At 68.7% G+C, this 26,267-nt stretch carries 24 protein-coding genes and 3 pseudogenes; 13 read left to right on the top strand and 14 right to left on the bottom strand.

Features of this window, described 5'->3' with window-relative positions:
- Nucleotides 1-2 precede the first annotated feature (2 nt).
- The 7 genes from ACWD10_RS18890 to ACWD10_RS18860 all read left to right on the top strand — a co-directional run bounded on the left by ACWD10_RS18890 (nucleotide 3) and on the right by ACWD10_RS18860 (nucleotide 6,540).
- The gene (locus tag ACWD10_RS18890) at nucleotides 3-824 is read left to right on the top strand and encodes an arginase family protein (RefSeq protein ID WP_451092289.1); all 822 of its coding nucleotides are present in this window, start codon (nucleotides 3-5) and stop codon (nucleotides 822-824) included.
- Between the two features lie 43 nt (nucleotides 825-867).
- A complete protein-coding gene (gene cysK, locus ACWD10_RS18885) occupies nucleotides 868-1,836 on the top strand; it encodes a cysteine synthase A (protein WP_451092287.1) in 969 nt (322 codons plus the stop codon).
- A gap of 1 nt (nucleotide 1,837) precedes the next feature.
- Nucleotides 1,838-2,956 (top strand): homoserine O-acetyltransferase MetX, encoded by a 1,119-nt coding sequence (gene metX / locus ACWD10_RS18880; RefSeq protein WP_451092285.1) that lies wholly within the window; start codon nucleotides 1,838-1,840, stop codon nucleotides 2,954-2,956.
- A 16-nt stretch (nucleotides 2,957-2,972) separates the two neighbouring features.
- Nucleotides 2,973-3,728: an SDR family oxidoreductase gene (locus tag ACWD10_RS18875; RefSeq protein WP_451092283.1), complete on the top strand. Its 756-nt coding sequence runs from the start codon at nucleotides 2,973-2,975 to the stop codon at nucleotides 3,726-3,728.
- A 26-nt stretch (nucleotides 3,729-3,754) separates the two neighbouring features.
- Entirely contained in the window at nucleotides 3,755-4,681 is a 927-nt protein-coding gene (locus tag ACWD10_RS18870; protein WP_451092281.1) for an ATP-grasp domain-containing protein, read from the top strand.
- 2 nt (nucleotides 4,682-4,683) lie between these two features.
- Complete coding sequence (locus tag ACWD10_RS18865; RefSeq protein WP_451092279.1) at nucleotides 4,684-5,634, top strand: DMT family transporter; 951 nt, start codon at nucleotides 4,684-4,686, stop codon at nucleotides 5,632-5,634.
- 189 nt (nucleotides 5,635-5,823) lie between these two features.
- On the top strand, nucleotides 5,824-6,540 hold the full coding sequence (locus tag ACWD10_RS18860) for a helix-turn-helix transcriptional regulator (RefSeq protein ID WP_451092277.1): 717 nt from the start codon (nucleotides 5,824-5,826) through the stop codon (nucleotides 6,538-6,540).
- 70 nt (nucleotides 6,541-6,610) lie between these two features.
- On the opposite strand, the gene ACWD10_RS18855 is transcribed toward ACWD10_RS18860, so the two are convergent.
- Nucleotides 6,611-7,471, bottom strand: coding sequence for a UbiA family prenyltransferase (locus ACWD10_RS18855; RefSeq protein WP_451092276.1), 861 nt, complete (start codon nucleotides 7,469-7,471; stop codon nucleotides 6,611-6,613).
- Nucleotides 7,472-8,908: 1,437 nt separating this feature from the next.
- Between ACWD10_RS18855 and ACWD10_RS18850 the strand changes: the two genes are divergently transcribed.
- On the top strand, nucleotides 8,909-9,565 hold the full coding sequence (locus tag ACWD10_RS18850) for an HNH endonuclease family protein (RefSeq protein ID WP_451092274.1): 657 nt from the start codon (nucleotides 8,909-8,911) through the stop codon (nucleotides 9,563-9,565).
- Between the two features lie 278 nt (nucleotides 9,566-9,843).
- On the opposite strand, the pseudogene ACWD10_RS18845 reads toward ACWD10_RS18850, so the two are convergent.
- Nucleotides 9,844-10,086: pseudogene (locus tag ACWD10_RS18845) on the bottom strand (DDE-type integrase/transposase/recombinase); the annotation flags it as partial.
- Between the two features lie 295 nt (nucleotides 10,087-10,381).
- Here ACWD10_RS18845 and ACWD10_RS18840 point away from each other — a divergent pair.
- Nucleotides 10,382-11,014 (top strand): annotated as a pseudogene (locus ACWD10_RS18840) (cytosine permease); the annotation flags it as partial.
- A 469-nt stretch (nucleotides 11,015-11,483) separates the two neighbouring features.
- On the opposite strand, the gene ACWD10_RS18835 reads toward ACWD10_RS18840, so the two are convergent.
- Entirely contained in the window at nucleotides 11,484-12,368 is an 885-nt protein-coding gene (locus ACWD10_RS18835; RefSeq protein WP_451092272.1) for an NAD(P)-dependent oxidoreductase, read from the bottom strand.
- A gap of 49 nt (nucleotides 12,369-12,417) precedes the next feature.
- On the opposite strand from ACWD10_RS18835, the gene ACWD10_RS18830 reads away from it, so the two are divergent.
- The gene (locus tag ACWD10_RS18830; RefSeq protein WP_451092270.1) at nucleotides 12,418-12,825 is read left to right on the top strand and encodes a MerR family transcriptional regulator; all 408 of its coding nucleotides are present in this window, start codon (nucleotides 12,418-12,420) and stop codon (nucleotides 12,823-12,825) included.
- Nucleotides 12,826-12,882: 57 nt separating this feature from the next.
- Here the strand turns inward: ACWD10_RS18830 and ACWD10_RS18825 are convergent, their stop codons facing one another.
- The 4 genes and pseudogenes from ACWD10_RS18825 to ACWD10_RS18810 form a co-directional block, all read right to left on the bottom strand.
- Nucleotides 12,883-14,193, bottom strand: a complete 1,311-nt coding sequence (locus ACWD10_RS18825; RefSeq protein WP_451092268.1) for a hypothetical protein — start codon at nucleotides 14,191-14,193, stop codon at nucleotides 12,883-12,885.
- Between the two features lie 35 nt (nucleotides 14,194-14,228).
- Complete coding sequence (locus ACWD10_RS18820) at nucleotides 14,229-15,281, bottom strand: gluconolaconase (RefSeq protein ID WP_451092266.1); 1,053 nt, start codon at nucleotides 15,279-15,281, stop codon at nucleotides 14,229-14,231.
- A 604-nt stretch (nucleotides 15,282-15,885) separates the two neighbouring features.
- Entirely contained in the window at nucleotides 15,886-16,104 is a 219-nt protein-coding gene (locus ACWD10_RS18815) for a hypothetical protein (RefSeq protein ID WP_451092395.1), read from the bottom strand.
- A gap of 169 nt (nucleotides 16,105-16,273) precedes the next feature.
- Nucleotides 16,274-16,642 (bottom strand): annotated as a pseudogene (locus tag ACWD10_RS18810) (MBL fold metallo-hydrolase); the annotation flags it as partial.
- A gap of 284 nt (nucleotides 16,643-16,926) precedes the next feature.
- Here ACWD10_RS18810 and ACWD10_RS18805 point away from each other — a divergent pair.
- Nucleotides 16,927-17,319: a MerR family transcriptional regulator gene (locus ACWD10_RS18805; protein ID WP_451092264.1), complete on the top strand. Its 393-nt coding sequence runs from the start codon at nucleotides 16,927-16,929 to the stop codon at nucleotides 17,317-17,319.
- Here the strand turns inward: ACWD10_RS18805 and ACWD10_RS18800 are convergent.
- The gene (locus ACWD10_RS18800) at nucleotides 17,291-18,298 is read right to left on the bottom strand and encodes a TIGR03842 family LLM class F420-dependent oxidoreductase (protein ID WP_451092262.1); all 1,008 of its coding nucleotides are present in this window, start codon (nucleotides 18,296-18,298) and stop codon (nucleotides 17,291-17,293) included. The genes ACWD10_RS18805 and ACWD10_RS18800 overlap by 29 nt on opposite strands.
- Before the next feature lie 338 nt (nucleotides 18,299-18,636).
- On the opposite strand from ACWD10_RS18800, the gene ACWD10_RS18795 reads away from it, so the two are divergent.
- Complete coding sequence (locus ACWD10_RS18795) at nucleotides 18,637-19,470, top strand: class I SAM-dependent methyltransferase (protein ID WP_451092381.1); 834 nt, start codon at nucleotides 18,637-18,639, stop codon at nucleotides 19,468-19,470.
- On the opposite strand, the gene hydA is transcribed toward ACWD10_RS18795, so the two are convergent.
- From hydA to ACWD10_RS18770, 5 genes are all read right to left on the bottom strand, one after another.
- The gene (hydA, locus tag ACWD10_RS18790) at nucleotides 19,467-20,864 is read right to left on the bottom strand and encodes a dihydropyrimidinase (RefSeq protein WP_451092261.1); all 1,398 of its coding nucleotides are present in this window, start codon (nucleotides 20,862-20,864) and stop codon (nucleotides 19,467-19,469) included. The two genes, ACWD10_RS18795 and hydA, sit on opposite strands and share 4 nt — an antisense overlap.
- Before the next feature lie 125 nt (nucleotides 20,865-20,989).
- Nucleotides 20,990-22,276, bottom strand: coding sequence for an aspartate aminotransferase family protein (locus ACWD10_RS18785; protein WP_451092259.1), 1,287 nt, complete (start codon nucleotides 22,274-22,276; stop codon nucleotides 20,990-20,992).
- The gene (locus ACWD10_RS18780; protein WP_451092257.1) at nucleotides 22,276-23,118 is read right to left on the bottom strand and encodes a nitrilase-related carbon-nitrogen hydrolase; all 843 of its coding nucleotides are present in this window, start codon (nucleotides 23,116-23,118) and stop codon (nucleotides 22,276-22,278) included. The genes ACWD10_RS18785 and ACWD10_RS18780 overlap by 1 nt, the downstream gene beginning before the upstream one ends.
- 208 nt (nucleotides 23,119-23,326) lie before the next feature.
- A complete protein-coding gene (locus tag ACWD10_RS18775; protein ID WP_451092255.1) occupies nucleotides 23,327-24,775 on the bottom strand; it encodes a hypothetical protein in 1,449 nt (482 codons plus the stop codon).
- Nucleotides 24,776-24,857: 82 nt separating this feature from the next.
- On the bottom strand, nucleotides 24,858-25,121 hold the full coding sequence (locus ACWD10_RS18770) for a helix-turn-helix domain-containing protein (RefSeq protein WP_451092253.1): 264 nt from the start codon (nucleotides 25,119-25,121) through the stop codon (nucleotides 24,858-24,860).
- Nucleotides 25,122-25,171: 50 nt separating this feature from the next.
- Between ACWD10_RS18770 and map the strand changes: the two genes are divergently transcribed.
- The gene (gene map / locus ACWD10_RS18765; RefSeq protein WP_451092251.1) at nucleotides 25,172-25,939 is read left to right on the top strand and encodes a type I methionyl aminopeptidase; all 768 of its coding nucleotides are present in this window, start codon (nucleotides 25,172-25,174) and stop codon (nucleotides 25,937-25,939) included.
- Nucleotides 25,940-26,075: 136 nt separating this feature from the next.
- On the opposite strand, the gene ACWD10_RS18760 is transcribed toward map, so the two are convergent.
- Nucleotides 26,076-26,255 carry a hypothetical protein gene (locus ACWD10_RS18760; RefSeq protein WP_451092249.1) on the bottom strand — a complete coding sequence of 60 codons (180 nt, stop codon included), beginning with the start codon at nucleotides 26,253-26,255 and terminating at the stop codon, nucleotides 26,076-26,078.
- Nucleotides 26,256-26,267 lie beyond the last annotated feature (12 nt).

The raw sequence follows: 26,267 nt of genomic DNA, 5'->3' as shown, positions 1-26,267 counted from the left end.
CCATGATCGAACTCATCGTCTCCCAGGGCCGGGTGGCCGACCAAAAGCCCGGGATGATCGAGGGCGCTGCCCGCATTGCGCGCGCTCTGGAGCAGCGGTACGGACTCACCGGCCGCTGGATCGGCGAGCCCGCGCCGGCCGCCGCCGACGACTGGAGCGTCAGCCTTCCGCAGGCCGAGGGCCAGTTGACCGCACTGGGCCGGGCCGTCGGCGAGAGCATCCGCGGTGGCCACCGGACGGTTCTGATCTCCAACACCTGCCCGGCGAGCATCGGCACGCTGCCGGTCGTGGCCAGTGAGCTCCCGGACGCCGTGGTGCTCTACATCGACGGGCACGGCGACTTCAACACACCGCACACGACCGGCACCGGCTACCTGGGCGGGATGGTCCTCGCCGCCGCGTGCGGCCTGTGGGACAGCGGCCACGGCGCCGGGCTGCCCGCCTCGCAGGCGGTCCTTGTCGGCACGCGGGACATCGACGAGGCCGAGGCGGAGCTGATCGCCCGGGCCGGGGTCCGGGTCATCCCGCCCGAAGAGACGACGGCCGAGAACATCCTGGGCGCCATCGGCGACCGCCCCGTCTGGGTGCACATCGACTGGGACGTACTCGAACCGGGCCATGTGCCGGCCGACTACACCGTCCCCGACGGCCTGCTCCCGGAGCAGATCCGGACCGTCTTCGACACGATCCCGGCGGACCGGCTGCTCGGGGTCGAACTGGCCGAGTTCGACGCCTCCTCGGACGAGGCGCTGAACGAACGGGCGGTCGCCGTGATCCTCGACATGATCGCGCCCGTCTTCGAGAACGCCCTCGTCGGCCGGTAATCCCGGTTCCTCTTTCCCCTCATCAGCCCGCCAAGGAGATCCCATGCCCCTTTACGACAGCATCCTCGATACCGTCGGCCGTACCCCGATCGTCAAGCTGAACCGGCTCGGCCCCGCGCACACCACGGTCTACGTGAAGGTGGAGGCGTTCAACCCCGGCGGCTCGGTGAAGGACCGGCTCGCACTCTCCGTGGTCCTCGACGCCGAGGCCAAGGGGTTGCTGAAGCCCGGCGACACGATCGTCGAGTGCACCTCCGGCAACGTCGGCATCGCCCTGGCGATGGTGGCCGCGGCGCGCGGCTACCACTTCGTCGCGGTCATGGGTGACACGTACTCGCAGGAGCGGCGCAAGCTGATCCGGGCGTACGGCGGCAAGGTGATCCTGTTCCCCGGCGAGCTGGGCAGCAGCGGCGGTAACCGCATAGCCGACGAACTGGCCGAGGAGCACGGCTGGTTCCGGGCCCACCAGTTCGACAACCCGGCCAACCCCGCCTACCACCGGGAGACCACGGCGTCGGAGATCCTCGCCGACTTCGCGGGTAAGCGCCTTGACTACTTCGTCACCGGGTTCGGCACCAGCGGCACCCTCACCGGCGTCGGACAGATGCTGAAGACCGCCCGCCCCGGGGTCCGGGTCGTCGCCACCGAGCCGGAGAACGCCGCCATCCTGGGCAAGAAGGAGTGGAACGTCCACCGGATCCAGGGCTGGTCCCCGAACTTCGTGCCCAGCGTGCTCGACGACAGCGTCATCGACGAACTGGTCACCATCGACGAGACGGTGGGCCGTGACACCGCACGCCGGCTCGCCGCGGAGGAGGGCATCTTCGCCGGCATCTCCGCCGGTGCCACCCTGGCCACCGCACTGCGCGTCGCGGAGACCGCCCCAGAGGGGTCGGTGCTGCTCGCCATGCTGCCGGACACCGGGGAGCGCTATCTGTCCACGTTCCTGATGGAGGGCGTCAACGAGGGCTCGGACGACGCATGGCTCGCGTCGCTGGACTCCGGGAACTGACGTGAGGAGGGAATTCGTCCCCCCGGCCGCCCGGTTCGCCGCTCTGCCCGATGAGTTCACCCTGCGGTGCGGCGGGACGCTGACCGGTGCGCGGGTGGCGTACGAGACTGTCGGACGGCTGAGCCCCGAACGTGACAACGCGGTCCTGATCCTCACCGGCCTCTCGCCCGACAGCCATGTCACCTCCCACCCGCAGGACCCCTCGCCGGGGTGGTGGGAGACCATGGTGGGACCGGGCAAGCCGGTCGACACGGACCGCTGGTACGTGATCTGCCTGAACGCGCTGGGCAGCTGCAAGGGCTCGACCGGGCCCGCCTCCATCGATCCCGCCACGGGCGAGCCGTACGGCCCCGACTTCCCGGAACTGTCGATGGAGGACATCGCCGACGCGGCCGCCCACACCGTGCGTGCCCTGGGCATCGAGCAGCTGGCGTGCCTCATCGGCACCTCCATGGGCGGGATGACCGCGCTGTCCCTCCTTGCCCGGCACCCCGGTCTGGCCCGCGCCCACCTGAACATCTGCGGGGCGGCGAACTCGCTGCCGTTCGCGACGGCGATCCGCTCGCTGCAACGCGAGGCGATCCGCTTCGACCCGCAGTGGAACGGCGGCCGCTACGACACGCAGAACTACCCACACCGCGGCATGCTCACGGCACGCAAGCTGGGCATGACGACCTACCGTTCGGCCCGGGAATGGGACAGCCGCTTCGGCCGTGCCCGCATCGCGGCGGAGCGCCGCACGGACGCCGGACCCTTCGGTCCGGAATTCGAGGTCGAGGCGTACCTCGAATGCCACGCCCGGAAGTTCGCCGGCCGATTCGACCCCAACAGCTATCTCCACCTCAGCCGTTGCATGGACCGTTTCGACCTCGGCGAGTCCTTCGGTGGTACGACTGCCGAGGCCCTGACCCGGATACGGCTTGAGAAGGCGCTGGTCATCGGGGTGGAGACCGACATCCTCTTTCCGCTCAGACAGCAGCGGGAGATCGCCGACGGTCTCGGCGCCAGCGACACGGACGCCGAGTTCCTCGCACTGGAGTCGGACGAAGGCCACGACGCGTTCCTCGTCGACATCGACCGCTTCGGCACGCCCGTCGCGAAATTCCTCACCACGCTCTAGCACTACGGAGGTTCGCATGTCCGAACACTCGTCACACTCGTCCCGGCTGGCCCTCGTCACCGGCGCCAACCGCGGCATCGGATTCGAGACGGCACGCCAACTCGCCGCCGAGGGCGTCCGGGTGCTCCTCGCCGGACGGAACCGCGAGGCGGTCGCCGTGGCGGTGAAGGAACTGCGCGGGACCGGCCTCGCGGTGGAACCACTGCTCCTCGACGTGACCGACACCGACAGCATCCGGGCCGCCGCCGCCGAGGTCGAGCGGTCGTACGGCCGGCTCGACATCCTCGTCAACAACGCCGCGATCCGCATCGAGGAGTACGGCAAGAAGCCATCGGAGCAGCCGCTTGCGCAGTGGCGCCAGACCTTCGACACCAACCTGTTCGGCGTCGTCGAGGTGACCCGGGCGCTGCTGCCGCTGCTGCGACGGTCCCCGGCCGGACGCATCGTGAACATGTCCAGCCTGCTTGGCTCCGTCGGCACGCACAGCGATCCCGACTCGTACGCCTACAGCGACATGTTCAAGTCGCTCCCCGCCTACAGCGCCTCCAAGAGTGCGGTCAACTCCTGGACCGCGCACCTCGCCTACGAGCTGCGCGACACCCCGATCAAGGTGAACGCCGTGCACCCCGGCTACACCCGGACCGGCATGAACGACGGCGAGGGAGACCTCGATATCCCGGACGGCGCGCGGACGGGCATGGCGATGGCCCTGCTCGGCGACGACGGCCCGACCGGCTCGTACACGCATCGCGGCGAAACCGTCCCCTGGTAATCCCGGTAATCAATGGAGTGATTTCGATGGGCAACCACGTGGCCCTGGCCACCGACATGACCAGCCTTCCGATCGACTACGACATGCCACTGCTCCTTGAGGCGTGCCAGGCCGCCGGACTGCGGGCCGAGATATGCAGCTGGGAGGACCCGGCCATCGACTGGGGGGTCTTCGACGCCGTGCTGCTGCGATCCCCTTGGAGTTACGTCGAGCAACTCCCGCGCTTCCTGCAGTGGTGCGAGCGCGTCACCGCCGTGACGCATCTGCTCAACCCGCTCCCAGTGGTGCGCTGGAACCTTGACAAGAGCTACCTGGGCGATCTGGACGCGGCCGGGGTGCCGGTCGTGCCGAGCAGCTTCGTGGCACCCGAGGCGGACCCGGCCGACGCCCTGCGGGCCTTCCTCGAACGGCATCCCGAGGCCGCGGAGTTCGTGGTGAAGCCGACCGTGGGCGCCTACTCGCGGGACGTGCAGCGGTTCTCCCGCGCGCAGGAGCCCGAGGCGACGCGGCACATCGCCAAGCTGCTCCAGCAGGGCTGCGACGCACTGATCCAGCCCTATCTGGACGCCGTCGACCGTGACGGCGAGACCGACCTGATCTACTTCGACGGCGCGTACAGCCACGCCATCCGCAAGCGGGCGCTGCTCCTGCCGGACGGCACCGTCGACGTCCCCACGCAGGACGCCCGCACCGCGCGGGAGGCCGCCAAGGACGAACGGGCGGTCGCCTCGGCCGCGCTGGACGCCGTGGTGGCACGCCTTGAGCTGGGGCAGCCGCTGCTCTACGGCCGCGTCGACCTCATCCGCGACGGCAACGGCAGGCCCGTACTGCTCGAACTGGAAGTGTGCGAGCCGTCGCTGAGCATGCCCTTCGCGGAGGGCTCCGCGACCCGGTTCGCGCAGGCCATCGCCGCACGCCTTGAAGACATATCCCGAGACCGAAAGAACGGATGACCATGACAACGCAGCAGACCCCAACAGCACCGGCCCCGCCTGCCAGTTCCTCCGCCTCGCCCGCCGGACCCGCCGCCCGGCCCGCCGCCTCGGTCGTGCCGCGCGGCACCCTCTACGCCGCGCTCGGCGTGTTGAGCTTCTCCTTCAGCTTCCCCGGCACGGTGTGGGCCCTCGACGGATTCGGTCCGTGGAGCGCCATCGGGGTGCGCGGTGTGCTCGCCGCCGTGATCGCGGGCGTGGCGCTCCTTGTGACGCGGGCGCCGCTGCCGGCCCGTGCCGACTGGCCCGCGCTCGCCGTCGTCGCGGGCGGCTGCGCGATCGGATTCCCGCTGCTCACCACGCTTGCCCTGCAGACCTCGTCCACGGCGAACTCGGCGATCGTCATCGGCGCGCTGCCGATGGCCACAGCGGCGTTCTCCGCGGTCCTCACCCGGCGCCGTCCCTCGAAGGTGTTCTGGGCCGCGGCCCTGACCGGCGGGGCGACCGTCATCGCCTTCACGCTCTCGCAGAGCCACGGCAAGCCGACGGTCGCCGAGCTCTACCTCTTCGGCGCCCTCGTCGTCTGTGCTGCCGGGTACGCCTTCGGCGGGCGGCTCTCCGCCCACATGCCGGGATGGCGGGTCATCGCCTGGGGCGTGGTCCTGGCCGCCCCGGTCAACCTCGTCGTGTCCCTGTGGGCACTGCCGCACGAGCCGGTGCACCTCACTGCCAAGGCTCTGGTCGGCATGGCGTACATCGCGGCCGTCTCCCAGTTCGCCGGGTTCGTCGTCTTGTACAAGGGAATGGGGCTCATCGGGGTGGCCCGGGCGAGTCAACTCCAGTTGGCACAGCCGCTGTTGACCCTCGTGTGGGCCGTGGTGCTGCTCGGCGAGGAGATCGGCGCGGCCGTGCCGCTGACCGCGGCCATCGTGCTCACCTGCATCGTCGTCACCCAACGGGCCAGGGCGTCCTGAGGGTACCGAGTCGCCGGTCCGGCGGCCCTCGAACCACGAAATCCGTGGCTCGAAGGCCGCCGGACTGCTTATTTCCCATCCTTCGGACGGCCTTTGCCTCTGATACCGAAGGTGTTACGTTTCTCCGCGATCACGCTGCGGGGCCGATCGGAACGGCCTGCCGCGGCCCCGGGGAAGGGGAAGCAAGAGTTGAGTCGTCAGGCAGCCGCACAGCAACTTCGTACTGCCACATCCGCGATCATCGAGGCGTACCGGGCGGAGCTACGACGGCTCGGCAGCCCGCTGGCGACCCGCGACGACGCCTGGCAGCAGTGCCGTTACCAGGCACAGAACATCGTGGCCGAGTGCGCGCAGTCGCTGGAGACGGGCCAGCCGGCGAAGGTCACCGGGGTGGGGGAGTACTCCCGGCTTCTGGGAGCGCACCGCGTCGCCCAGCAGATCCCGGTGTCCGAGTCGGTCCGGGCGGCGGAGGTGCTCTGGCAGGCCATGCAGGAGGCGGTCGCGCGGGCGGCGGGCCTGGTGCCGACCGAGGAACGGCACGCGGTCAAGGAGGAGATGAGCACCACGTTCCGTACGGTCACGGGGACGCGTCTCTATCAGGGAATCCGCGGCTACGAGGAGGCCACACGGCCAACGGCCCCGACCCCGACCCCGGCCGACCGTCCGCCGCGGCCCTCCGGGGCGGTGCCCCAGGCGGATCCGGAGTCGCAGGCCCTGGAGTCGCTCACGCTGCGGGAGCGGGAGATCCTCGCGGCGGTACGCGAAGGGTTGACGAATCGGCAGATCAGCCGACGCTTCGAGATCACCGAGGCGACCGTCAAACGCCATCTGCACAACGCGTACCGCAAGCTCGGCATCAACTCCCGGGTGCAGGCGCTGAACAAGACGTTCCGGGAAAAGAGTTGACCGCGCCGCTGGAGCGGCGCGGTCGGGGTGATCAGGGTGGTCGGTTCTCGCGTCGTTCGGGTGGACCGGTTCACCCGAGGGGCTGCGCCAGGGCCAGGACAACCAGCATGGTCAGGTTCGCGACGTATTGGGTGACCATGAACACCCGGTAGGCGCCGCGCCGTTCCGCGCGGTCGGCGTGTTCGCAACGGGCGCCGCGCAGCACCCGGGCGACGACCCACACCGCCCCGAGGGCCACTGGCACCGCGGCCGCCAGGGCGGACGTCGCCCACAGCAGCGCCAGCGCCGGTGCGGCCCCGCCGACGATGAGGGCGCCGGCCACCGCCAAGGCCCGCGCGGCCGCCGGACCGTGGACGACCGCGACGGTACGGCGGCCGCCGGCCGCGTCACCGCTGACGTCGCCCAGGTCCTTGACCACGGCGCCGACCAGCGCCATCCAGGCCGACATCACCCCTGCGACCAGCACGCCCGTCGCGGTCCACTCGCCGCCGGACGCCGAGACCCCCGCCCCGTACGCGGTCGCCCCCAGTCCGAACACCACCACCGCGCAGCGCCCGCTGGAGCACTTCGCCTTCACCGGTTCGGCCGAATAGGCCCAGCTCAGCACCAGGAAGCCGGCCGTCCAGAGCACCACCCCGGGCCCCGCAAGCCCGCCGAGGAGGAAGGCGGCGCAGGCCAGCAGCACGGTGCCGTTCGCTGCGGTCCGCTCGGGGAGGTCGCCGCGGGCGATCGGGCGCCGCGAGCCATTGGCCCGGTCCTCGCGGACGTCGGTGACACCGTTGAGCAGATACGCGCAGACCACGGCACACCACAGGGACGCCATGCCGAGCGCGGGCCGCGCCAGGGAGTGCGGCAGCTGCGCCGCGGACGCCACTCCGACCGCGAACCGCAGGAGGAACGCGACCTGGACGGTCGGACGTGCCTCCTGCAAGCAGAGACGAACCGTTTCTATGGCGGAGTGCCAATGGAGATCCAGGACTCGAGCCGACTTGGTGACGATCACTTGCCCACTGAGATTGATCACGGGCGCAACCCTAGGAATCGCCTCACAGTCCCGGCCATACAACCATCGGCGTACCCGGGGTGTACCTTCGACGCACGCAACCACCGCCGTCCCAGGGGATTTTGAGGTGGCGAACGGACGTGAGTGACCCGGCGAACTCGTCGGGCACGCCGTGAAGCCAGAGGTGGCGGCGCCAGGTGATCTCGTCGACGAGGGTGTCGGCCACGGGGTATTCCCACATCTGCGGGGCGTCCGTCGGCGCCGGCCGCGGCTGGCGCCGACGGCGGCAAGCCGCATCCCAGACATGAAGATCCCGACCTACAGCTGGAGTGTCTGACCCCGTAGCAGGTTTCTGGCGTATCTGGGGCATCCCCCTTCAAGACCGCGTTCGCAACGTTGGCCTATCTCTGCCCCGTCCTGGCGGATCGCTTGGGCGGCGACGTGTCTCAGACCGCTGACGTCCACGCGGACCTCAACCGACTCAACGGCCTTGGAGGACGTGCCGCCCACGCCTCGTGGTCCGCAACGCGGTGTCTTGGCGGCTGCTCACTGCCCGTGCCGCCGTCGCAACCGAGGTCCCACCGACCTCGATCTCGCTGCAGGCGCCTGACGGTCCGACGGGACCTGAAGCACACCGTCTACCTTGGCGAAGTCACTCACGCCTTCGCCAACGACTGGCTCACGACCGTCGTCGGTGCTGACGGCTGACGGCTGACGGCTGACGGCTGACGGCCAATCCCTACCCGCTGTTCAGCCAGCAGAACGTGGCCGACAACCGGTTGCCGCTCGTCCCCTCCATAGTCATGAACGACACCTTCCGGCCACTCGGCCTGACCTCGTCCAAGCTCCGCCAGGACCGCATCCTGAACGCAGCCCGCGCGACCAGGTCTGGATTGGTTGTCGAAGGCCCCCGCCGTAATCGCCGCGCTGTCGGTGATGTGGGTGAGGCGGCTGGCGCGCGGTACCTTCAGCCACTCCGCGTTCGAACTCGCGCGATAACTCCACCACGACCTCACCACCGGAGATATGGCTCAGGCCCGGGACGTCCTGGTTCCGGTGGGGCGTCCCCGGCCAACAACCCGACGTCGCACACGCCGCCTTGGTGCGCGACGCGTATTTCACCTTGCTGTGGTCCCTCGAACGCGTCTGGGCGTGGCGCTGTCGGCGTACGCGTGAAAGGTGCACAGCCGCGTACACCGCTACGTGTACAGCGGCTGCACGCTCACGCCAGCGCCGGGCCTCTCCTCGCGGCTGCCGCCAGGCCACAGCAGTTGATCGTTTCTCCGGTGAACTTGCCCACCCGCTTGGCCGAGCGGCCCGGCTGCCGTGCGGGGCGGTTGATCCAAGGCCGCTACAACTCGCGTTGTGATCAAGACTCTTCTGCACGCCGCGACCGCAGCCGCGCTCGCCGTCCTGCCCCTGACCATGACCGCACCGGCACACGCCGCCGAAACCTTGCCCCTGGCCGAAGCGGCGGCCAGCCTGCCCCTGGCCGCTGAGAGCCGCGACGGCTACCGGCGCAGCAGCTTCAAGCACTGGAACGCCGGGCAGGACCCGGCCGATGGCTGCAACACGCGCATGGAGGTACTCCTCGCGGAGGCGGTCATCGCGCCGGAGGTCCTGCCCGGCTGCAAGCTGTCCGGCGGCCGCTGGTGGTCCTACTACGACGCGAAGTGGGTGACCTCCGCCGGCGCCCTGGACGTGGATCACATGGTGCCCCTCGCCGAAGCATGGGCCTCGGGAGCCTCGCAGTGGACCGCGGCACGGCGTGAGGCCTACGCCAACGACCTCGACTCCGACACCTCCCTCGTCGCCGTCACGGCCGGCTCGAACCGCAGCAAGGCCGACAAGGACCCTGCCGAGTGGCTCCCGAACGCCGAGGTGACGTGCCGCTACTTGTCCGAGTGGACCGGAGACAAGTTGCGCTGGCGTCTGACCGTCGACGCCGACGAGCTGGCCGCCCTGACCCAGCTCGCCGAGGCATGTCCCAACACCACCGTCCACTACGAGCCCGCCCCGTAATCACACCGAGCGAAACCCACTGGAGGGCCCATGTCCGATTTCCGAATCAAAGGCCAAGCAGACGCCCTAGGTGAGCCGAGCAACTGGATCGACTCATCGGAATCGCCTACCCACAGCGACACCGTCGGCACGAACGGCCTACTGGCCGTCGAACTCCGACCTGAGTCAGACCACACCGCCACGGTCACCGTCACCATCACCCTCGCCAGCGCGATGGCGTATTCGAGCGGAGCACTTTCCCACGTACCGACCTGCGCACTTTCGCATGTACGCCGACAGCAGAGCACGAACTTGATCCCGAGCAGTCCGGCGAACGCGGTGAACTCGTCGGTGAGTTGAGGGCTACCGGGCCGCCAGGAGCCGACGGCGCCCTCGTTGTCCCAGACCAGCACTCGTGGGACGGCGCCGAGCTCGGTCAGCAGCCGCCAGTGCCCGGCGATCAGATCGGCGCCCGAGCGCGAGGGCAGCATCCTCGCGCAGATCCACCGTGAGTAGGCCGCGACCATGACTAGCACCGTGAGCAGAAGCAGAGCGAGCACAAGTCCCAGCGCTGGCTTGGGCTGGCCCCGCGCGGAGCGTATTGTGCTACTGGCAGCGGTAGCTGGAAGCGCGCCCGGGTGCCTTTTCGATCGCGGTAAGGCGGCCCGGTCAGACCGCCGTCGGCTACGCCTACTTGTGCGGACGATCGGCGTCGGTCCTTCGGCTCTCCCCGAGCACGTGTCAGCTCGTTTGGCCGGCGCATAGGAAGGAATAACGCCGCGGCCGTTGGACGACTTCGCTAAGCGTTAGGTTCATTGGGGCAGCGCCTGGTTATCCTGGTCCACGCTGTCCCTGAACATCCCCGACTTCACGCGGTTCGGTAAAGGCCAGCGGGCCCAGGTCTGGGGCCAGTCGCTCGGCCTGCCGACCACGATGATGGCGTTCGCGCTCCTGTCCGTCCTGGTGACGTCCGGTTCGCAGGTCGTGTACGGGGCGCCGCTGTGGGACCCGGTGAAGCTCGCGGCGAAGAGCGACAACGTCTTCGGGCTGCTCTTCGCCCTGGTGACGGTACTGATCGCGACGATCTCCGTGAACATCGCGGCAAACGTGGTCTCCCCCGCGTACGACCTGGCGAACCTGCTCCCGAAGCTCATCAACTTCCGTACCGGCGCCGTGATTACGGGCGTGGTCGGCGTCCTCGTCGTGCCGTGGAAGCTGACCGAGACCCCGGAGCTGTACATCTTCACCTGGCTCGGTGTCGTGGGCGGGCTGCTCGGCACGGTCGCCGGGGTGATGATGGCGGATTACTGGATCGTCCAGCGTACGGTCCCCGCGCTCCGCCCGCTCGCCGACTACAGCTGGGCCGTCGGGCTCGCCACCGCCCTCGTCCTCTACACCCTCACCAGCCTCCCCCGGCCCCGCACCGTCCCGGCCGACCAGCACCGCTCGATCCCGGCCCGACCACGGTGACCAACGGACGCCGGTAGACAACGACGCTGCCCTTCAACGTCTCCCGCTGAACGTCACTGAGGCAGAGTTCGCACCGGAGGGGCGGCCCTGCGCCCGCCACTACGAAGCTGGCCTTGTCGGCCTCCGAAACGAAGTCCCACCGCGTCGTTTCGTCGCCTGATCCAGACGGGCGTTGCGGATCGTCCCGACCAGCAGTACCGCTCCAGCCAGCGAGACCACCGCCGGGCCGCCGCCCGGCCGCCGCCCTCGGCACGGACAGACGGGTACACCCGACATACGCTTCTTTCCCTGGGAAGTGCCTCCGGCGGTGGCAGGATCAACAGCCTCAACAATCCTCATCCTTCCTGGCCAGAGGCGCTTTCCCCATTCGTGATCACGATCCGGACGGACCGCCACGCGAACGCCCAGGACGAACGCCCAGGACAAGCGTCCGGGAGAGCGCCCGGGAGAGCCTCCGGTGTCAGGATCGTCAGGCGTCGTGGGGTTTGCCGAACTCTTCGATCAGCACGGGGTACTGCTCTCCACCGTGTCCGGCGGCGATCGAACGGTCGGCCATCGCTTTGATCAGCTTCGGCAGTTCGGCGTTGACACCCACTGCCTCGCTCTCCTCGATCAAGTGCGTCATCGACCGCACCTCCGTCTCCAGGGCCGACACCTCTGCCGGGAAGGAGCCGCTGTCGATCTGCTCGGCATATCCAGGCAGCCATTCGGCCACACCGGCAGCGAGCTGCTGTGCAAACGGCGCATACGTTGCGGCGTCAACGCCGGCCGTCCTGAGCAGGGCAGTGCCCTGGAGCCAGGCGTTCAGGACGCTCCACATCATGGCCAGGCCGGCCACGTCGTACAGGGACGCCAGCCCATGGTCCGCGCCGAGGTGGGTGACGGTGCCGAGCGCGTCGAGTGTTGACTTGTGTGCCTCGAAGTCCGGCTGCGGACCGCTGTGCAGAATGACCGCCTCGGCGGTCCCGATCCCCGACGGGATGGCCATGATGGCGCCGTCCAGGTAACGCGCGCCGCGCCGCTCGGCCCACTGGGCTGCCTCCCGGGCCTGGGCCGAGTCGCCCGAGGTCAGGTTGATCAACATCGTGCCGTCCAGCTCGATATCGTTCGCGCCGAGCAACTCGTGCATGGCCTGGTAGTCGGTGACGCAGATGACCGTCAGGGAACCTGCCTTGAGCGCATCACCAACTGTCGGCGCCAACTGTGCTCCCTCGGCCACCAGTTGGTCGGCCTTGGAGGTCGTTCGGTTCCACACGGTTGTGGGATGGCCGGCCTTCAGGAACGCGCCGGCGACTGCCTGGCCCATCCGTCCGAGTCCGATGACTGTCACGGGTGTATCGGTTTTGTTGTTCATGGCAGCATCGTCAACGTTGATACCGGTGTGAAGGTCAAGCGAGGTTTCGATGCGGATCGGGCAGCTGAGTCGCCGGACGGGCGTCAACGCCCATCAGTTGCGCTACTACGAGGCCCAGGGCCTGCTGGAGGCGGACCGCCGCGCGAATGGATACCGCGAATACGACGAGAACGCCGTGCTGCGGGTGAAGCAGATCCGGCACCTGCTTGGCGCCGGTCTGTCCTCCGAGGACATCGCCTACCTGCTGCCCTGTGCGGTCGGAGAGGCCCCGGAGCTGCCCGGCTGTTCCGAGTTGCTGGCCGCGATGCGGTCACGGCTCCAGCGACTGGACGATCAGATGGAGAAGCTCGCTCAATCTCGCGACGCTCTTGCCGTCTACATCGATGCGGCCGAGCGGATGGGCAACGAGAGCTATCCACCTTTTGACGATCCTGACCTGGAGCCCGTCCCCGCCTGAGCAGCCGGGGTGCCTCGTCTTGCGGAACCGACTCGACAGGCGCACGCATGTGGCGCCTTACACTCCCGGCGTAATTTCGATCAACTCGGGGCTTCGGAGGACGCCCAGGGAGAACCGCCACAGCTGGCCGCCCTCATAGGTGGTGACGTAGAGCACGGCATTATCGCTGTCCAGCGCGAGACCGAGCGGGGAGAAGTTGCCGCCGGTCTTCCTGACCGCAATGCTCCGCTTGCCGGTGCCCAGGTCGACCTTGTACAGGCAGTCGTCGAGATGCTCGCCGGCATAGGCCGTACGCCCGTCCAGCGCTATTCCGAAGTAGGCTCCGGAATCCTCGGCCACCTGGCGCTTGCCGGGGGCATCAGGCGGGAGGTTGACCTCCCACAGATCTCCCCGATTCCAGTGGCCGGTGTACGCCTTGCCCTTCCCGTCCAGGGCTACTCCGGTGGTGGACTGCCCCAGGCCATCGGCGATCAACTCCTTCTGGTCTTTCCTCTCCAGGTCGACCGCGAACAGCTTCCCGGCGTCGTAGTCGGTGACGTGGGCCTTCTTGCCCGTCTCGTCCAGCGCGATGCCGAACGCCTTCACGCCGGTGACGATCGTCTCGGTCTCGCCGGTGGACAGGTTCACCCGGAGCACACGACCGCCGCTGTAGTCGGTGACATAGGCATTGTTGTTCCCGTCCACTGCCACACCGCGTGGCGAGCCCAGGGGCTCGCTCGTCACGAGCTTGCGTTTGGTGCCGGCGGTGAGATCCACCTTGTACAGCGAGCTGCTCGTGACGACGTATGCCTGGCTGTGGTCCGAGGGGACCAGCGCGACGTCATAGGCGCTTTCTCCGAACTTGCCGACGATCAAGACGGCGCCCTCGGTCTGGTAGTGAGCCTCTTTCAGTCTCCTTTTCGCTTCTTCGCTGATACTCGGCTGGTCTTCGTCGCTGATCTTCACCGCATTTCTGAATGTATCTTCCTCGGCCGATGATTTCAGAGTCGACGATGCCATACTGGACGTCGACTTAGGATTCTCGCTGGCTTCACGCTGCTCACCGGCTGCCGTCTGGAATTTATTGAAATGGGGGCTGAGGAATCCCCTCATCACATCCAACGCCCCGTGCGCCGTCTGGCGCGGGTGCCACGGGTCGCGCCCGCTCTCCAAGTCGTGCACGTACCCGGAGACGCTCCCCGAGACGCTCTCTTCCTCATCATCCCAAGCGCCTTTTCCGGCACCAGGAGTATCTCCTTCGAGATCCTCAGCCGCCTTCTCGGCGGAACCGGCGCCTGCTTCACCGCCGTTGAAGAGGATGCCGAAGGGTGACTTTTCGGCGGAGTCCGCTTCGTCTTTACTACTGTTGGAGTCTTTGTCGACAGGCATGAGCTTCCCTCCTGGTTTTCCTGATGGACGTAAGATCAAGTCCTGTAGAAAGGCGCCTCCTGATTGTCTTTGATGCCGTCGTTGAGCGTGAGCGCTTCGAGCTCGAAGACCTCGGCATCCCCGGCGAGGACAGAGACGATTTCGGCTTCCCCTTGTTGGGTGAAGTACTTTTTGTCTCCTTCGATCAGCTCGAGGACATCGACCGCGCGTGCAACTACTTTGTAGTGTTTCTCGGGCTCGGTCTGTCCGCTTTGATCCTGAGTCTGCGCGCGCTTCCGTGTGTCGTCATCCTCCTCTCCCGGAATATTCTCAATACTGTCGAACTCCACCGGCTCGTCGTAATACAGGGCGACGACCCCACCAAAGGTGATAGGGAGTTCATAGTCGAACTTGCTCACCTTACGTCGCTGCGTGGCCCTGACGACGGCCCGGCTTTCGACCTCCCCGCTGACCGAGAACGAGCCCTTGAACTCGGTGGTCAGTGAACCGCTGACAGAAGCAGCGATCCCAAGCATCAGCTCCGACCACAATTCACTGGTTCCGGTGGCCGAACTCGTGGCCGTTGTCGTACTCGTCGCTTCCATCTGGGACTCTGAGTCGCTGCCCTGACGATCCTTGCTGTTGAGCTGGGTGCTTTTCTGATGCTGCTTCATCGCCATGCTCTTCTGCAGTTGCTGCTGCAGTGATGAGATGGCTTTGGCCCCGAACTTGAGCTGTATTTCCCCCTTGAGCTCCCAGCTGATCGTGTTTGAAATCGTGAACTCGAAAGAGGCGGTCCACCTCACCGGCCGGGGGTCGGTTCGGTTGACGAACGAATTCTGATAGATCACGTCAGGAGGAGGCTGCTGAATGTCGCTCCGCTCCTCGATGAGCGGCACACCCATATTCATGTAGGTGCGCCAACCCCGCCGGTGAGCCGAGTCCCCCTTCGGGAAGGTGCCATAGGTCACCTTGTTTATGGAGAACCCGACAGGAGCGATCCATCGCTCCGGCTCATCGCGCGACTTCTTCTGGACCTTCCCCTTCACTTTATCCCATTTCCCCCTTACTTCATCCCATTTCGGGGGCTTTTCCTCCAGCCTGCTCATTTCTTCCCACTCCCGCCACCTGCCCAGGATGGGCGGGTCCTCACTGGTGAGAATTCCAAGCTCCCTTTGATTCTTCCGCGTCAGCGGGTGACGCATAAACCTTGTGGGCTTATAAGTCGCCCCCACTGCGTTTTCGCTCCCGGAATCGGCGGGGCCGGGGACTTCTCCGGTCTTAGGAGAAATAGCCATGTTCTTTCAGGGCCTCCATGCGTCGCAGGGTTGATGATGCGTCAATGACTCTTCGTGCCGTCGACGTTCTTGACGTCGTAGCACCCTTGACTGTCGGACGTTTGTGCGGCACCCATCCGTATGGCCGTACTGATGAATACCGTCCCCCTTGGAGACATAGCGAAAGTACGCGTCGAGCTTCGGTTAATAACCAAGTCAAACCGGCCATGTACCGAAAACCAGACATATGCCGTTGACCACGTAAGGAATAGCAACTGCACACCGTGGCCTGACCCTCGAAGCCAGCATCGCGGCTGTGCGGCGGCGTGGCCGGGCGCGGGCCGTTGGCCGGATCTGTCGTCCCGGACGGTTCGCATGACTGCCGGGTGTCAGGAAGTGGCGGGAACACATCGCCTGGCCTGGTCCGCGGCTCGTTCTACCGGTAGCGGTCAAGTTCGACCGGATCATGGGCGGAGAAGATTTCGATCTGATCGCCATGGTCTTTGACCAGTTCGCGCAGCCGGGCCCGGTTGCGGTGGCGGGCTGGGCCGTCGACCTGGACCAGGGTCTGGAAGAGGGCCAATCCCGGCGTGGAGCGTGGCGCGCGTGGATCGATCTCGCCATGGGAGAAGTAGGCGTCCCCGGCGTGCAGCAACCATTGGGGGCTGGTTGCGCTCTCCGTTTCCCCGTGGCGGCGCACCGCCACACCGGCGTGGCCGCGGGTGTGCCCAGGCAGCGGTATCAGCGCGATGTCGGCCGAGATTCCCTGGAGTTGCCGTACCCTCGAAGCCGAACCAGTGGTCTCCGCTGCTGGTGTTGTAGGTGACCCAGTCGGGCCCATGGGCCCATTGGCCGGCTCGGTATCGGAGACGTTCAGCCCGTGTGGCGGCCCTCATCGCGGCTTGGTGCTCGGTCGCGTGGAGGTGAACCTTTGCCTTGGGGAAGTCGGGCAGCCCGCCGGCGTGGTCGAGGTCGAGGTGGGTCAAGACGATGTGCCTGACGTCGTCGACCGCGTATCCCAGTCCGGTTACCTGGCGCACCGCTGTCTCGGCAGGGTCCAGGCGCGGACGGGTGAGGAACAGGAATTCACGGCCCAGGGATTGCCCGGGGCTGGCGATGTCGCACAGGCCGACCCCGGTGTCCACCAGCACCAATCCTTGGTCGGTCTCGATCAGTAGACAGTGGCAGATCATCCGGGCGGTCCGGAACGGCAGCCGGTTGCCGTTGATGAGTCGCCCGCCGACCGGCTGCATCGTGCCGCAGTTCAGGTGATGGATGCGCATCATGTTCCCCCTCCAGGTATGCGGTTGGAATGCGTTGACGCGCAGTCAGTTCGCGTCGTGGTGGGCCACTTGGTCCACCAGGTGGCCACGCGCTTGGCCACCGGGCGCACCGCAGTGGTGTCGTGTTGGGCAGCGACGCTTCACGCTAAACAGTGGAGTACGCTCCAAGGTCAAGCCTGATCCGACGGAGGGGCATGCGTATCGGAGAGCTGGCCGCACAAGCGGGCATCACGAAGGACACCATTCGGTTCTACGAGAAGCTCGGCCTCGTCACAGGTCGACGGTTGACCAACGGCTATCGCGACTTCCCGCCCGAGACAGTGACCTGGCTGCACTACATCCGCACCGCGCAGTCGCTCGGATTCTCACTGGCGGAGATCGCACGGCACGGCGAGGAACTTCGCGAGGCGCCGGATGCCGCGGAAGCACTGTCTGCCTTGCTCAACGGGAAGATCCAAGTCATCGACGCCCGCATGGCCGAGCTCGCCGCCCTGCGAGCCGACCTTGAGGCGCGCGTCGGCACCGGATGCCCGCTGCAGGCGACTGATGAGGCACTTCTTAACGCGGCCCGCTCAGCGCCGGGATGACTTCGGCACCGTACGCGTCGATGACCTGCTCGCGCGCGTCATGCATCGCGTACACCGCGAACTGGTCGACGCCCAGGTCGCGCAGCGCCCGCAGCTTCTGGATGTGGGCCGCGGGCGGGCCGAGCAGGCAGAAGCGGTCGACGATCTCGTCCGGTACGAAGGCGGTGTCGGGGTTCCCGGCCCGGCCGTGGTGCCGATAGTCGTAGCCCTCCCGCTCCTTGATGTACGAGGTGAGGGCCTCGGGCACGAGCCCGGAGTGCTCCCCGTACTTGGCGACCAGGTCGGCGACGTGATTGCCGACCATGCCGCCGAACCAACGGCACTGCTCGCGCGCGTGCGCCAGGTCGTCGCTCACGTACGCGGGCGCGGCGACGCACACCTTCACGTCCGCCGGGTCCCGCCCGGCGTCCGCGGCGGCCTCGCGTACCGCCTTGATCATCCACTCGGTCAGGAACGGGTCCGCCAGCTGGAGGATGAACCCGTCCGCCTTCCGGCCCGCGAGCGCGAGGGCCTTGGGGCCGTACGCCGCCATCCAGACCGGCAGACGGCCCTCCTTGATCCACGGGATGCGCAGCGCCCGGCCGTCCACCTCCGCCTCGCGGCCCTCGGCCAGATCCCGGATGACGCCGATGGCCTCGCCGAGCCGGGCCAGGGTGTTGGGTTTCCGCCCGGCAACCCGCATCGCGGAGTCGCCGCGTCCGATGCCGCAGATGGTGCGGTTGCCGTACATGTCGTTCAGGGTCGCGAAGGTGGAGGCGGTCACTTCCCAGGTGCGGGTGCCGGGGTTGGTGACCATCGGGCCGACGGTGAGCTTGGTGGTGTGCTCCAGGATGCGGCTGTAGACGACGAACGGCTCCTGCCAGAGCACGGCCGAGTCGAAGGTCCAGCCGTAGCGGAAGCCGTTGCGCTCCGCGCGCCGCATGAGGCCCACGACCGCGGAGGCCGGCGGATCGGTCTGCAGGACGAGTCCGAAGTCCATGGCGTACTCCTTGCGCTCCTGCTGGAGTCCTGAGGGACCTGAGGGAAGCGTCAATCGTGGACCTCCGCCAAGGGGTTGGCAAGAGCGCGCGCCGGGGCGTGGGGACTTGTCGTATGCCCTGCTCGGAGGGGGCGGGAACGGACCGCAATTCTGAAGAAGCGCTGGGAACGGCCGCCTGCCTAGCGTGGTGGTGACGGACGAGGAAAAGCCTGGCCACAGGAGCGGACACCATGCAGGACTCGCAGAGCGACGAGCAGAGCAGCGAGCAGAGCGAGCACCAGAGCCACCACCAGAGCGACCACCAGAGCGACGAGCAGAGCGACGAGCAGAACACAGCGATGGACAGCACGGCCGTACGAGTCGCCCTGTGGCGGGCCCTGCACCTGCGGGTCGACGCGTCGCCACCCGTCCTGCACGACGAGATCGGCCTGCGCCTTGCCGCACCCGACGACGACTGGCCCGGCCGCCCCGACATGGACAAGGAAGCCACGCGCACCATGCGGGCCGCCATCGTGGCCCGGGCCCGCTTCGTCGAGGACCTGGTCGTGGAGCAGGCCCGTCAGGGGGTCACGCAGTACGTCATCCTCGGGGCGGGCCTGGACACCTTCGCCCAGCGCAGGCCCGAAGTCGCCGCCGAGCTGAGGGTGTTCGAGGTCGACCAGCCGGACTCTCAGGCGTGGAAGCGGCGGCGTCTGATCGAGCTCGGGTTCGGTGTGCCCGACTGGCTGCGGCTCGTGCCGGTCGATTTCGAGGCGGGCTCGTCCTGGTGGGAGCGGCTGGTGGCGGACGGCTTCGATCCGGGCCGACCGGCGGTCGTGGCGTCCATGGGCGTCTCCATGTACCTCACGAAGGCCGCGACCGCGGCGACGCTGCGCCAGGTCGCGGCGCTCGCCCCGGGCTCCACCCTGGCCACCTCGTTCCTGGTGCCATCCGACCTCCTCGCGCCGCAGGACCGCTCCGTGCTCCGTACGACGACGAAGTCCGCGCGTGCCTCCGGGACCCCTTTCGTCAGCTTCTTCGCGCCGGAGGAGATGCGGGCGCTGGCCCGCGAGGCCGGGTTCCGGGACGCCCGGCACGTCTCGGCCCCGGACCTCGCGCAGCGCTACTTCGCCGACCGGACGGACGGCCTGAGCCCGTCCACCGGCGAGGACCTGCTGGTGGCCACCGTCTAGCCGACGTACTGGCTGGTCCCCCGCGCCACAAACAACCCGTGCCCGGCGCGGCCGACGAACTCCCGCCCTTCGATGACGAGTTCACCGCGCGACAGGACGGTCTCCACCTGCCCGGTGATGCGCTTTCCCTCGTACGCCGAGTAGTCCACGTTCATGTGGTGGGTCTCGGCGGAAAGGGTCTGCTCGGCGTGCGGGTCGTAGATCACCACGTCCGCGTCCGCGCCCGGCGCGATCGTGCCCTTCCTGCCGTACAGGCCGAACATCCGCGCAGGGCTGGCGCAGGCGATCTCGATCCAGCGGCGCCGCGAGATATGCCCGTCGAGGACGGCCTGGTGCAGCAGGTCCATGCGGTGCTCCACACCCGGCATGCCGTTCGGGATCTTCGAGAAGTCCCCGCGACCCAGCTCCTTCTGGCCCACGAAGCAGAACGGGCAGTGGTCCGTCGACACCACCTGGAGGTCGTTCGTGCGCAGGCCCCGCCACAGTGCCGCCTGATGTTCCTTGGGGCGCAAGGGAGTTGAGCAGACGTACTTGGCGCCCTCGAAGCCGGGCTCCGCCAGGTTGTCCGTGGACAGGAACAGATACTGCGGGCAGGTCTCGCCGAACACCGGCAGGCCCTCGTGCCGCGCCCGGGCCAGCTCCGCGACCGCCTCCTGGGCCGATACGTGCACCACGTACACCGGCGCCCCGGCCACCTGGGCGAGGCGGATCACCCGGTGCGTGGCCTCTTCCTCCAACAGCGCCTTGCGCACCTCTCCGTGGTAGCGCGGGTCGGTCTCGCCGCGGGCGAGTGCCTGCTGCACGAGGACGTCGATCGCGATGCCGTTCTCCGCGTGCATCATGATCAGCCCGCCGTTGACCGCGGCCTTCTGCATCGCCCGCAGCACCTGCCCGTCGTCGCTGTAGAAGACGCCCGGATAGGCCGTGAACAGCTTGAACGAGCTGATTCCCTCGGCGACGAGGCCGTCCATCTCCTTCAGGGACGACTCGTTCACGTCCGACAGGATCATGTGGAAGCCGTAGTCGATCGCGCACTGGCCGTCCGCCTTCGCGTACCAGGCGTCCAGGCCCTCCCGCAGCGCCTGTCCCTTGCTCTGCACCGCGAAGTCCACGATCGTCGTGGTACCGCCCCAGGCCGCCGCCCGCGTCCCCGTCTCGAACGTGTCCGACGCGAAGGTGCCGCCGAACGGCAACTCCATATGCGTATGGGCATCCACCCCGCCCGGGATCACGTACTTGCCTGTGGCGTCGATGACATGGTCCGAGCCCGCCGCCCAGTCCTGGGTGCCCGGGGCCGCCAGGGCCGCGATCCGGCCGTTCTCGATCAGTACGTCGGCGTGTGTCTCGTCGGCGGCCGTGACGACCAGGCCGCCGGTGATCAGTGTGCGGGTCATCTCTGACTCTCCCAACTTGGCTGTACGGCGGTACGGGTACGGCGGGCTCATCCACGGCGGTCAGGGCGGTACGAGCGGTCAGGGCGGTACGAGCCGGTACGGGGATGGGGATACGGGCGTACGGCTTATACGGACGCCAGCGCCCCGGCGAGGATCCGCGCCCCTTCCTCCGCCTCCGCGACCGTCAGGGTCAGTGGTGGCGCGATCCGCAGCACGCTGGTGTGGTGGCCGCCGCCCTTGCCGATGAGCAGGCCGCCCTCGCGGGCCGCCTCAAGGACCGCGCTGGCCGCCTCGGGGTACGGCTCGTCGGTGCCTGGGCGTACGAGTTCGATGCCGGTCATCAGGCCCCGGCCGCGTACCTCCCGTACGCAGGGCGTCGTGGCGCCGATGGCGCGCAGCCGTTCCAGGAGGAGCCCGCCCACGCGGCGCGCGTTGCCCTGGAGGTCGTGCTCCAGGAGGTACGTGAGGTTCGCGAGGCCCGCCGCCATCGTGACCGGCGAGCCGCCGAAGGTCGAAATGGAGTTGGCGTCGAGGCAGTTCATCACCTCCGCGCGGGCCACCACGCCGCCGATGGACATGCCGTTGCCGATGCCCTTGGCGAAGGTCAGGATGTCCGGCGGGCCGCTGCGGCCGTGCGCCTGCCAGCCCCAGAAGTGCTCGCCGGTGCGGCCCCAGCCGGTCTGCACCTCGTCCGAGATCCACAGCACCCCGTGGCGGTCGAGGACCTGGCGGAAGGCGGCGTACAGGCCGTCGGGGGGTGAGGTGAAGCCGCCCACGCCCTGCACCGGTTCCGCGATCAGGGCGGCCGCGCCGCGGGTCTGCCCGAGCAGGTCCTCCAGGTCGGCGGTGCAGGCCGTGATGAAGTCGGCGTCGCTCAGGTCGGCGAACGGGCCGCGGGTGCGGACGCCGCCGTGGACGTACAGCGTTTGCAGCGGCGAGAGGCCGGTGGGCGACCAGTCGCGGTTGCCGGTGATGCCGACCGCGCTGAAGGAACGGCCGTGGTAGCTGTTCCGCATCGCCAGGACCTGGTTCGAGCCGCGGTACGCGGTGGCCAGGAGGAGCGCCGTGTCATTGGCCTCCGTCCCCGAGGTGGTGAAGAAGACCCGGGCGTCCGGGATGCCGGACAACGCCGCGATGCGCTCGGCCAATTCGACCATCGGCCGGTCGAGGTAGAGCGTGGAGGAGTGGATGATCCGGCCCGCCTGCTCGCTCACCGCCTTGGTGACCTCGGGCAGCGCGTGCGCGGTCATGGTGGTGAGGATGCCGCCGAAGAAGTCGAGGTACTTGTTGCCCTCGGCGTCCCAGACGTGGCGGCCCTCGCCGTGCGTGAGCTCGATCGGTTCGGCGTAGTAGAGGGCGAGCCAGTCCGGCAGGACGGCCTGGTGCCGGTGGTGCAGGTCTGCCTTGTCCATCACGGCTGCACCAGTCCCTCGTACGCGTCCGGGCGGCGGTCCCGGTAGAACGCCCACTGGTTGCGCACCTGCTCGATCAGGTCGAAGTCGAGGTCGCGGACGATGAGTTCCTCGGCCTTGTCGCTCGCCGGGTCGCCGACGAACTGGCCGCGCGGGTCGACGAAGTAGCTGGTGCCGTAGAAGTCGTTGTCGCCGTACTCCTCCTGCCCGACCCGGTTGATCGCCGCGATGAAGTACTCGTTCGCGACGGCGGCCGCGGGCTGCTCGAGCTGCCAGAGGTACGCGGACAGGCCGCGCGACGTGGCGGACGGGTTGTAGACCAACTGGGCGCCGTTCAGGCCGAGTTGCCGCCAGCCCTCCGGGAAGTGCCGGTCGTAGCAGATGTAGACGCCGACCTTGCCGACGGCGGTGTCGAAGACCGGCCAGCCCAGATTCCCGGGCTTGAAGTAGTACTTCTCCCAGAAGCCCTTGACCTGCGGGATGTGGTGCTTGCGGTACTTGCCGAGATACGAGCCGTCGGCGTCGATGACGGCGGCGGTGTTGAAGTAGAGGCCGGGCTGCTCGACCTCGAAGACCGGGACGACCACCACCATGCCGGTCTCGCGGGCGAGTTCACACATGCGGCGCACGGTCGGCCCGTCCGGCACGGGCTCGGCCCAGCGGTAGTGCTCCTCCTCCTGGACCTGGCAGAAGTAGGGCGCGTTGAACACTTCCTGGAAGCCGATGACCTTCGCTCCCTGCCGGGCGGCCTCCCGGGCGTGCTCCTCGTGTTTGGCGATCATTGATTCGGTATCGCCCGTCCAGGTCGCCTGGACCAGTGCGGCGCGTACGACATGGGCCATGAGCTGCTCCTTCGACGGTACGTCAGAGAGCCTCTACGCCCGTAGAACAGGGCGTAGAGGGACGAACGTAAGCCTCGTCACAGCCCGGGGCAAGACCCGTGGGGGTGAGTGTCTTCCGGATTCCGATTCCGATTCCGATGCCGATCCCGATTCCGTATCCGCATCCGACATCCGACATCCGCAAACGCGGACGGGCTTCTATGCCCCGTCAGCCGCTCAGGCCCGCCACCCGCAGCGCGTGCACGAGATCGCGGTACCTCTCACCGGAGACCGTCCGCGCCGCGTCCAGGAGCCGCGGCACGAGGCGCTCCGGCGCGTCCCGGGCCACCTGCGCGGCGTCCTCCGCCGTCCGCACCCGCAGATACGCCGCGAGCAGCGCGCCCGACTCGCGGGCCCGGCCCCGGTCGTCCAGGGCGAGGACCGCCGCGGCGATCTCGGGCGCGGGCCGGGCGACACCCTGCCGCAGCAGCCGCCCGGCGTCCTCGGCCCGCCCGGCGGCGGCGAGCGCATCGGCCGCCTCGACCAGGCGCTCCGGCGGCAGCGATGCGGCCTCCCAGAGCAGCGTCGCCCAGTCGGCGTCGAGCCCGGCTCGGTGCAACTCGGCGGCGAAGAGCGGGAGTTGGGCGGCGGGGCGGTGCGCGGCGTCGCAGAGCACGGCGTGCGCCTCGCCGCCTCGGCCTTCGGTGCGGAGGCGTACGAGGTCGGATACGGCCTGGGCGGTGTCGTGCCGCATGTCTGCGGTCAGGGGCTCGGGGGCGGTGGGCGGCTCGGGCTTGGGCCGTGGCGTTGCGCGCCGCCGCGCCTTCTCGGGGCGAGTCTTCTCGGCACCGGCGAAACGGGCACCACGGGGTGCGGCGGCATCGGGCGTCGTCGGCACCGTGGGACTCGTCGCTGGAAGAACAGCCTCGGCCGCGGGCCCGGCATCGTCCCCGGCCGACTCCGCGAGCCCGGCGAAACGGGCGCCGCGCGGGCGGCGGGCCTTCGGGGCGGGAGCGGGGGCAGGAGCAGGGGCGGGAGCAGGGGCAGGTGCAGGTGCAGGGCCAGGTGCGGGGCCGGACTGTGCCGGGACAGCTACGGAATGGGCGAAAGGCTCCGCCTCAACCCCAGCCGGAACGTCAGCCGGAAGGTCAGCCGCCCCCTCCCCCGCCCTCCGGTCCAACTCCACCATCCGCTCCCGAAGTTCCGCACAGCGCGCACTCGCCCGCTCGTGGTCGTCCCGGGCCCAGGCCAGGTCGAGCCGGATCCGGTCCGCGTCGACCGGCGACGCGGCGGCGTCCAGAGCGTGGGCGAGCTCGCGGTGGCGCTCGGCGGCGTACCGCTGCTCGCGGAGCATGACGTCGAGGCGGTCGGCGAGGAGTTCGCGGGCGCCGGGCCGGGCGTCGTACGCGGTGAGGGCGGCGTCGTACAGGCCGCGTGCGATCTGCCGCTCCTGCTCGGCCGCCGGGACACCGGCGGCCGCGGTGAGGTCATGGAGCAGTGCCTCCACGACGTCCCAGGGCGGCATCTCGTGGCCGTCGAGGCAGGCCCGCATCCCGTCGGGGTCGCGCTGCCAGAACACCCCGCACCAGCCGTCGTCCGGGTCGAGCCGCCCGTGCAGGCCGCTCAAGTAGCTCGTGAACTCCCTGACTCGTGCCGGTAGTTGATCCACAGCAGCCATAGCAGCATTCGACACCGGCGGCGTTACGGCGACGCTACGGCGGGATTTCCGCGGGGGACCGTCCCCCGCACATCGCCGAGCGCTAGGCGGCGAGGGACTCCCCCGTAGCCGCGCAGCGCGCGAGCACCTCGTCCAGGGAGAGCCCCAGCTCTCCGGCGAGGGCCGCGACCGTGAAGAAGGCCGGGGTCGGGGCGCGGCCCGTCTCGATCTTGCGGAGCGTCTCCGCGGAGATCCCGGCACCCGCCGCGACCTCCACCATGCTGCGCTCGCCGCGCGCCTCGCGGAGCAGGCGGCCGAGCCGCTCGCCGCGTTCGCGCTCTTCGGGGGTCAAGGGGGTGCGGACCATGGACCCACTCTACTCCCGAACCCCATTCTTATACCGGTATAGTAATTGGCATGGTGGAACTCAAGACGGATGCGTCCCTGGACGCGATGCGAGAGGCGGGCCGCGTAGTGGCCCGCGCCCTGACGGCGGCGCGCGAGGCGGCCCGCGTCGGCGTGACCCTCCTCGAACTCGACGAGGTGGCCCACGACGTGCTGCGTGCGCACGGCGCCGCGTCCCCGTTCCTCGGCTACCGGCCGGACTTCGCGCCCACCGCCTTCCCGGCGGTGCTCTGCGCCTCCGTCAACGACGCGATCGTGCACGGCATCCCGACCCGGTACCGGCTGCGCGACGGCGACCTGGTCTCGCTCGACTTCGGCGCCAAGCTCGACGGCTGGGTGGGCGACTCGGCGATCAGCTTCACCGTCGGCACCCCGCGCCCCGCCGACGTACGCCTCATGGAGACCGCGTACGAGGCCCTGGACGCGGGCATCGCGGCCGCCACCGTCGGCAACCGCATCGGCGACATCGCGCACGCCATCGGCAGCGTCTGCCGCGCCGCGGGCTACGGCATCCCGGACGGCTTCGGCGGGCACGGCATCGGCCGCCATATGCACGAGGATCCCGCCGTCCCGAACGAGGGCCGCCCCGGCCGCGGCCTCCCGCTCAAGCACGGCATGGTCCTGGCGATCGAGCCGATGCTCCTGGGCGGCGGCACCGACGGCTTCTTCCCGGACCGCGACGGCTGGACCCTGCGCACCCAGGACGGCAGCAGGGCCGCCCACGCCGAGCACACGGTCGCCGTCACGGACGCGGGCCCGCGCATCCTGACGGCGCTTTAGGCCCTTTAGACCACGTCGATCGGGTACGCCTCATCAGTCGCCCTCCACGAACTTCCGCGCCAGAGCCGTCCCCTCTCCACCGCCGCCCGGTGACTCTCGATCGGCCGCGCCCGCGAGTCGGGGAACAGGATGTACGTCACACCGTCCGGCGCCCGCCCCGCACCGGGTCCGGATCGATCCCGAGCCCCTTCGCGGCGGCGTACGACGCCTCGCCGATGGGGTCCTTCGGCCCCGAGTCGACGTCCAGGTCCTCCTTCCAGAACACCGCGCCGCGCGCGCCGCACACCGGCACGTCGGCGCGCTCCCCGGCGTCCATACGCTGGTGGAC

It is taken from the genome of Streptomyces sp. NPDC002851, from assembly GCF_053591935.1.
Note: the sequence above shows the minus strand (reverse complement) of the source record. Positions and strands in the feature narration are given on the sequence as shown.

Coding starts and splice junctions, on each gene's coding strand:
- ACWD10_RS18890 (WP_451092289.1), top strand. CDS start 3: ATGATCGAACTCATCGTCTCCCAGGGCCGGGTGGCCGACCAAAAGCCC.
- cysK (WP_451092287.1), top strand. CDS start 868: ATGCCCCTTTACGACAGCATCCTCGATACCGTCGGCCGTACCCCGATC.
- ACWD10_RS18875 (WP_451092283.1), top strand. CDS start 2,973: ATGTCCGAACACTCGTCACACTCGTCCCGGCTGGCCCTCGTCACCGGC.
- ACWD10_RS18870 (WP_451092281.1), top strand. CDS start 3,755: ATGGGCAACCACGTGGCCCTGGCCACCGACATGACCAGCCTTCCGATC.
- ACWD10_RS18865 (WP_451092279.1), top strand. CDS start 4,684: ATGACAACGCAGCAGACCCCAACAGCACCGGCCCCGCCTGCCAGTTCC.
- ACWD10_RS18835 (WP_451092272.1), bottom strand. CDS start 12,368: ATGAACAACAAAACCGATACACCCGTGACAGTCATCGGACTCGGACGG.
- ACWD10_RS18830 (WP_451092270.1), top strand. CDS start 12,418: ATGCGGATCGGGCAGCTGAGTCGCCGGACGGGCGTCAACGCCCATCAG.
- ACWD10_RS18825 (WP_451092268.1), bottom strand. CDS start 14,193: ATGCCTGTCGACAAAGACTCCAACAGTAGTAAAGACGAAGCGGACTCC.
- ACWD10_RS18820 (WP_451092266.1), bottom strand. CDS start 15,281: ATGAGCAGGCTGGAGGAAAAGCCCCCGAAATGGGATGAAGTAAGGGGG.
- ACWD10_RS18805 (WP_451092264.1), top strand. CDS start 16,927: ATGCGTATCGGAGAGCTGGCCGCACAAGCGGGCATCACGAAGGACACC.
- ACWD10_RS18800 (WP_451092262.1), bottom strand. CDS start 18,298: ATGGACTTCGGACTCGTCCTGCAGACCGATCCGCCGGCCTCCGCGGTC.
- ACWD10_RS18795 (WP_451092381.1), top strand. CDS start 18,637: ATGGACAGCACGGCCGTACGAGTCGCCCTGTGGCGGGCCCTGCACCTG.
- hydA (WP_451092261.1), bottom strand. CDS start 20,864: ATGACCCGCACACTGATCACCGGCGGCCTGGTCGTCACGGCCGCCGAC.
- ACWD10_RS18785 (WP_451092259.1), bottom strand. CDS start 22,276: ATGGACAAGGCAGACCTGCACCACCGGCACCAGGCCGTCCTGCCGGAC.
- ACWD10_RS18780 (WP_451092257.1), bottom strand. CDS start 23,118: ATGGCCCATGTCGTACGCGCCGCACTGGTCCAGGCGACCTGGACGGGC.
- ACWD10_RS18775 (WP_451092255.1), bottom strand. CDS start 24,775: ATGGCTGCTGTGGATCAACTACCGGCACGAGTCAGGGAGTTCACGAGC.
- ACWD10_RS18770 (WP_451092253.1), bottom strand. CDS start 25,121: ATGGTCCGCACCCCCTTGACCCCCGAAGAGCGCGAACGCGGCGAGCGG.
- map (WP_451092251.1), top strand. CDS start 25,172: ATGGTGGAACTCAAGACGGATGCGTCCCTGGACGCGATGCGAGAGGCG.
- ACWD10_RS18760 (WP_451092249.1), bottom strand. CDS start 26,255: ATGGACGCCGGGGAGCGCGCCGACGTGCCGGTGTGCGGCGCGCGCGGC.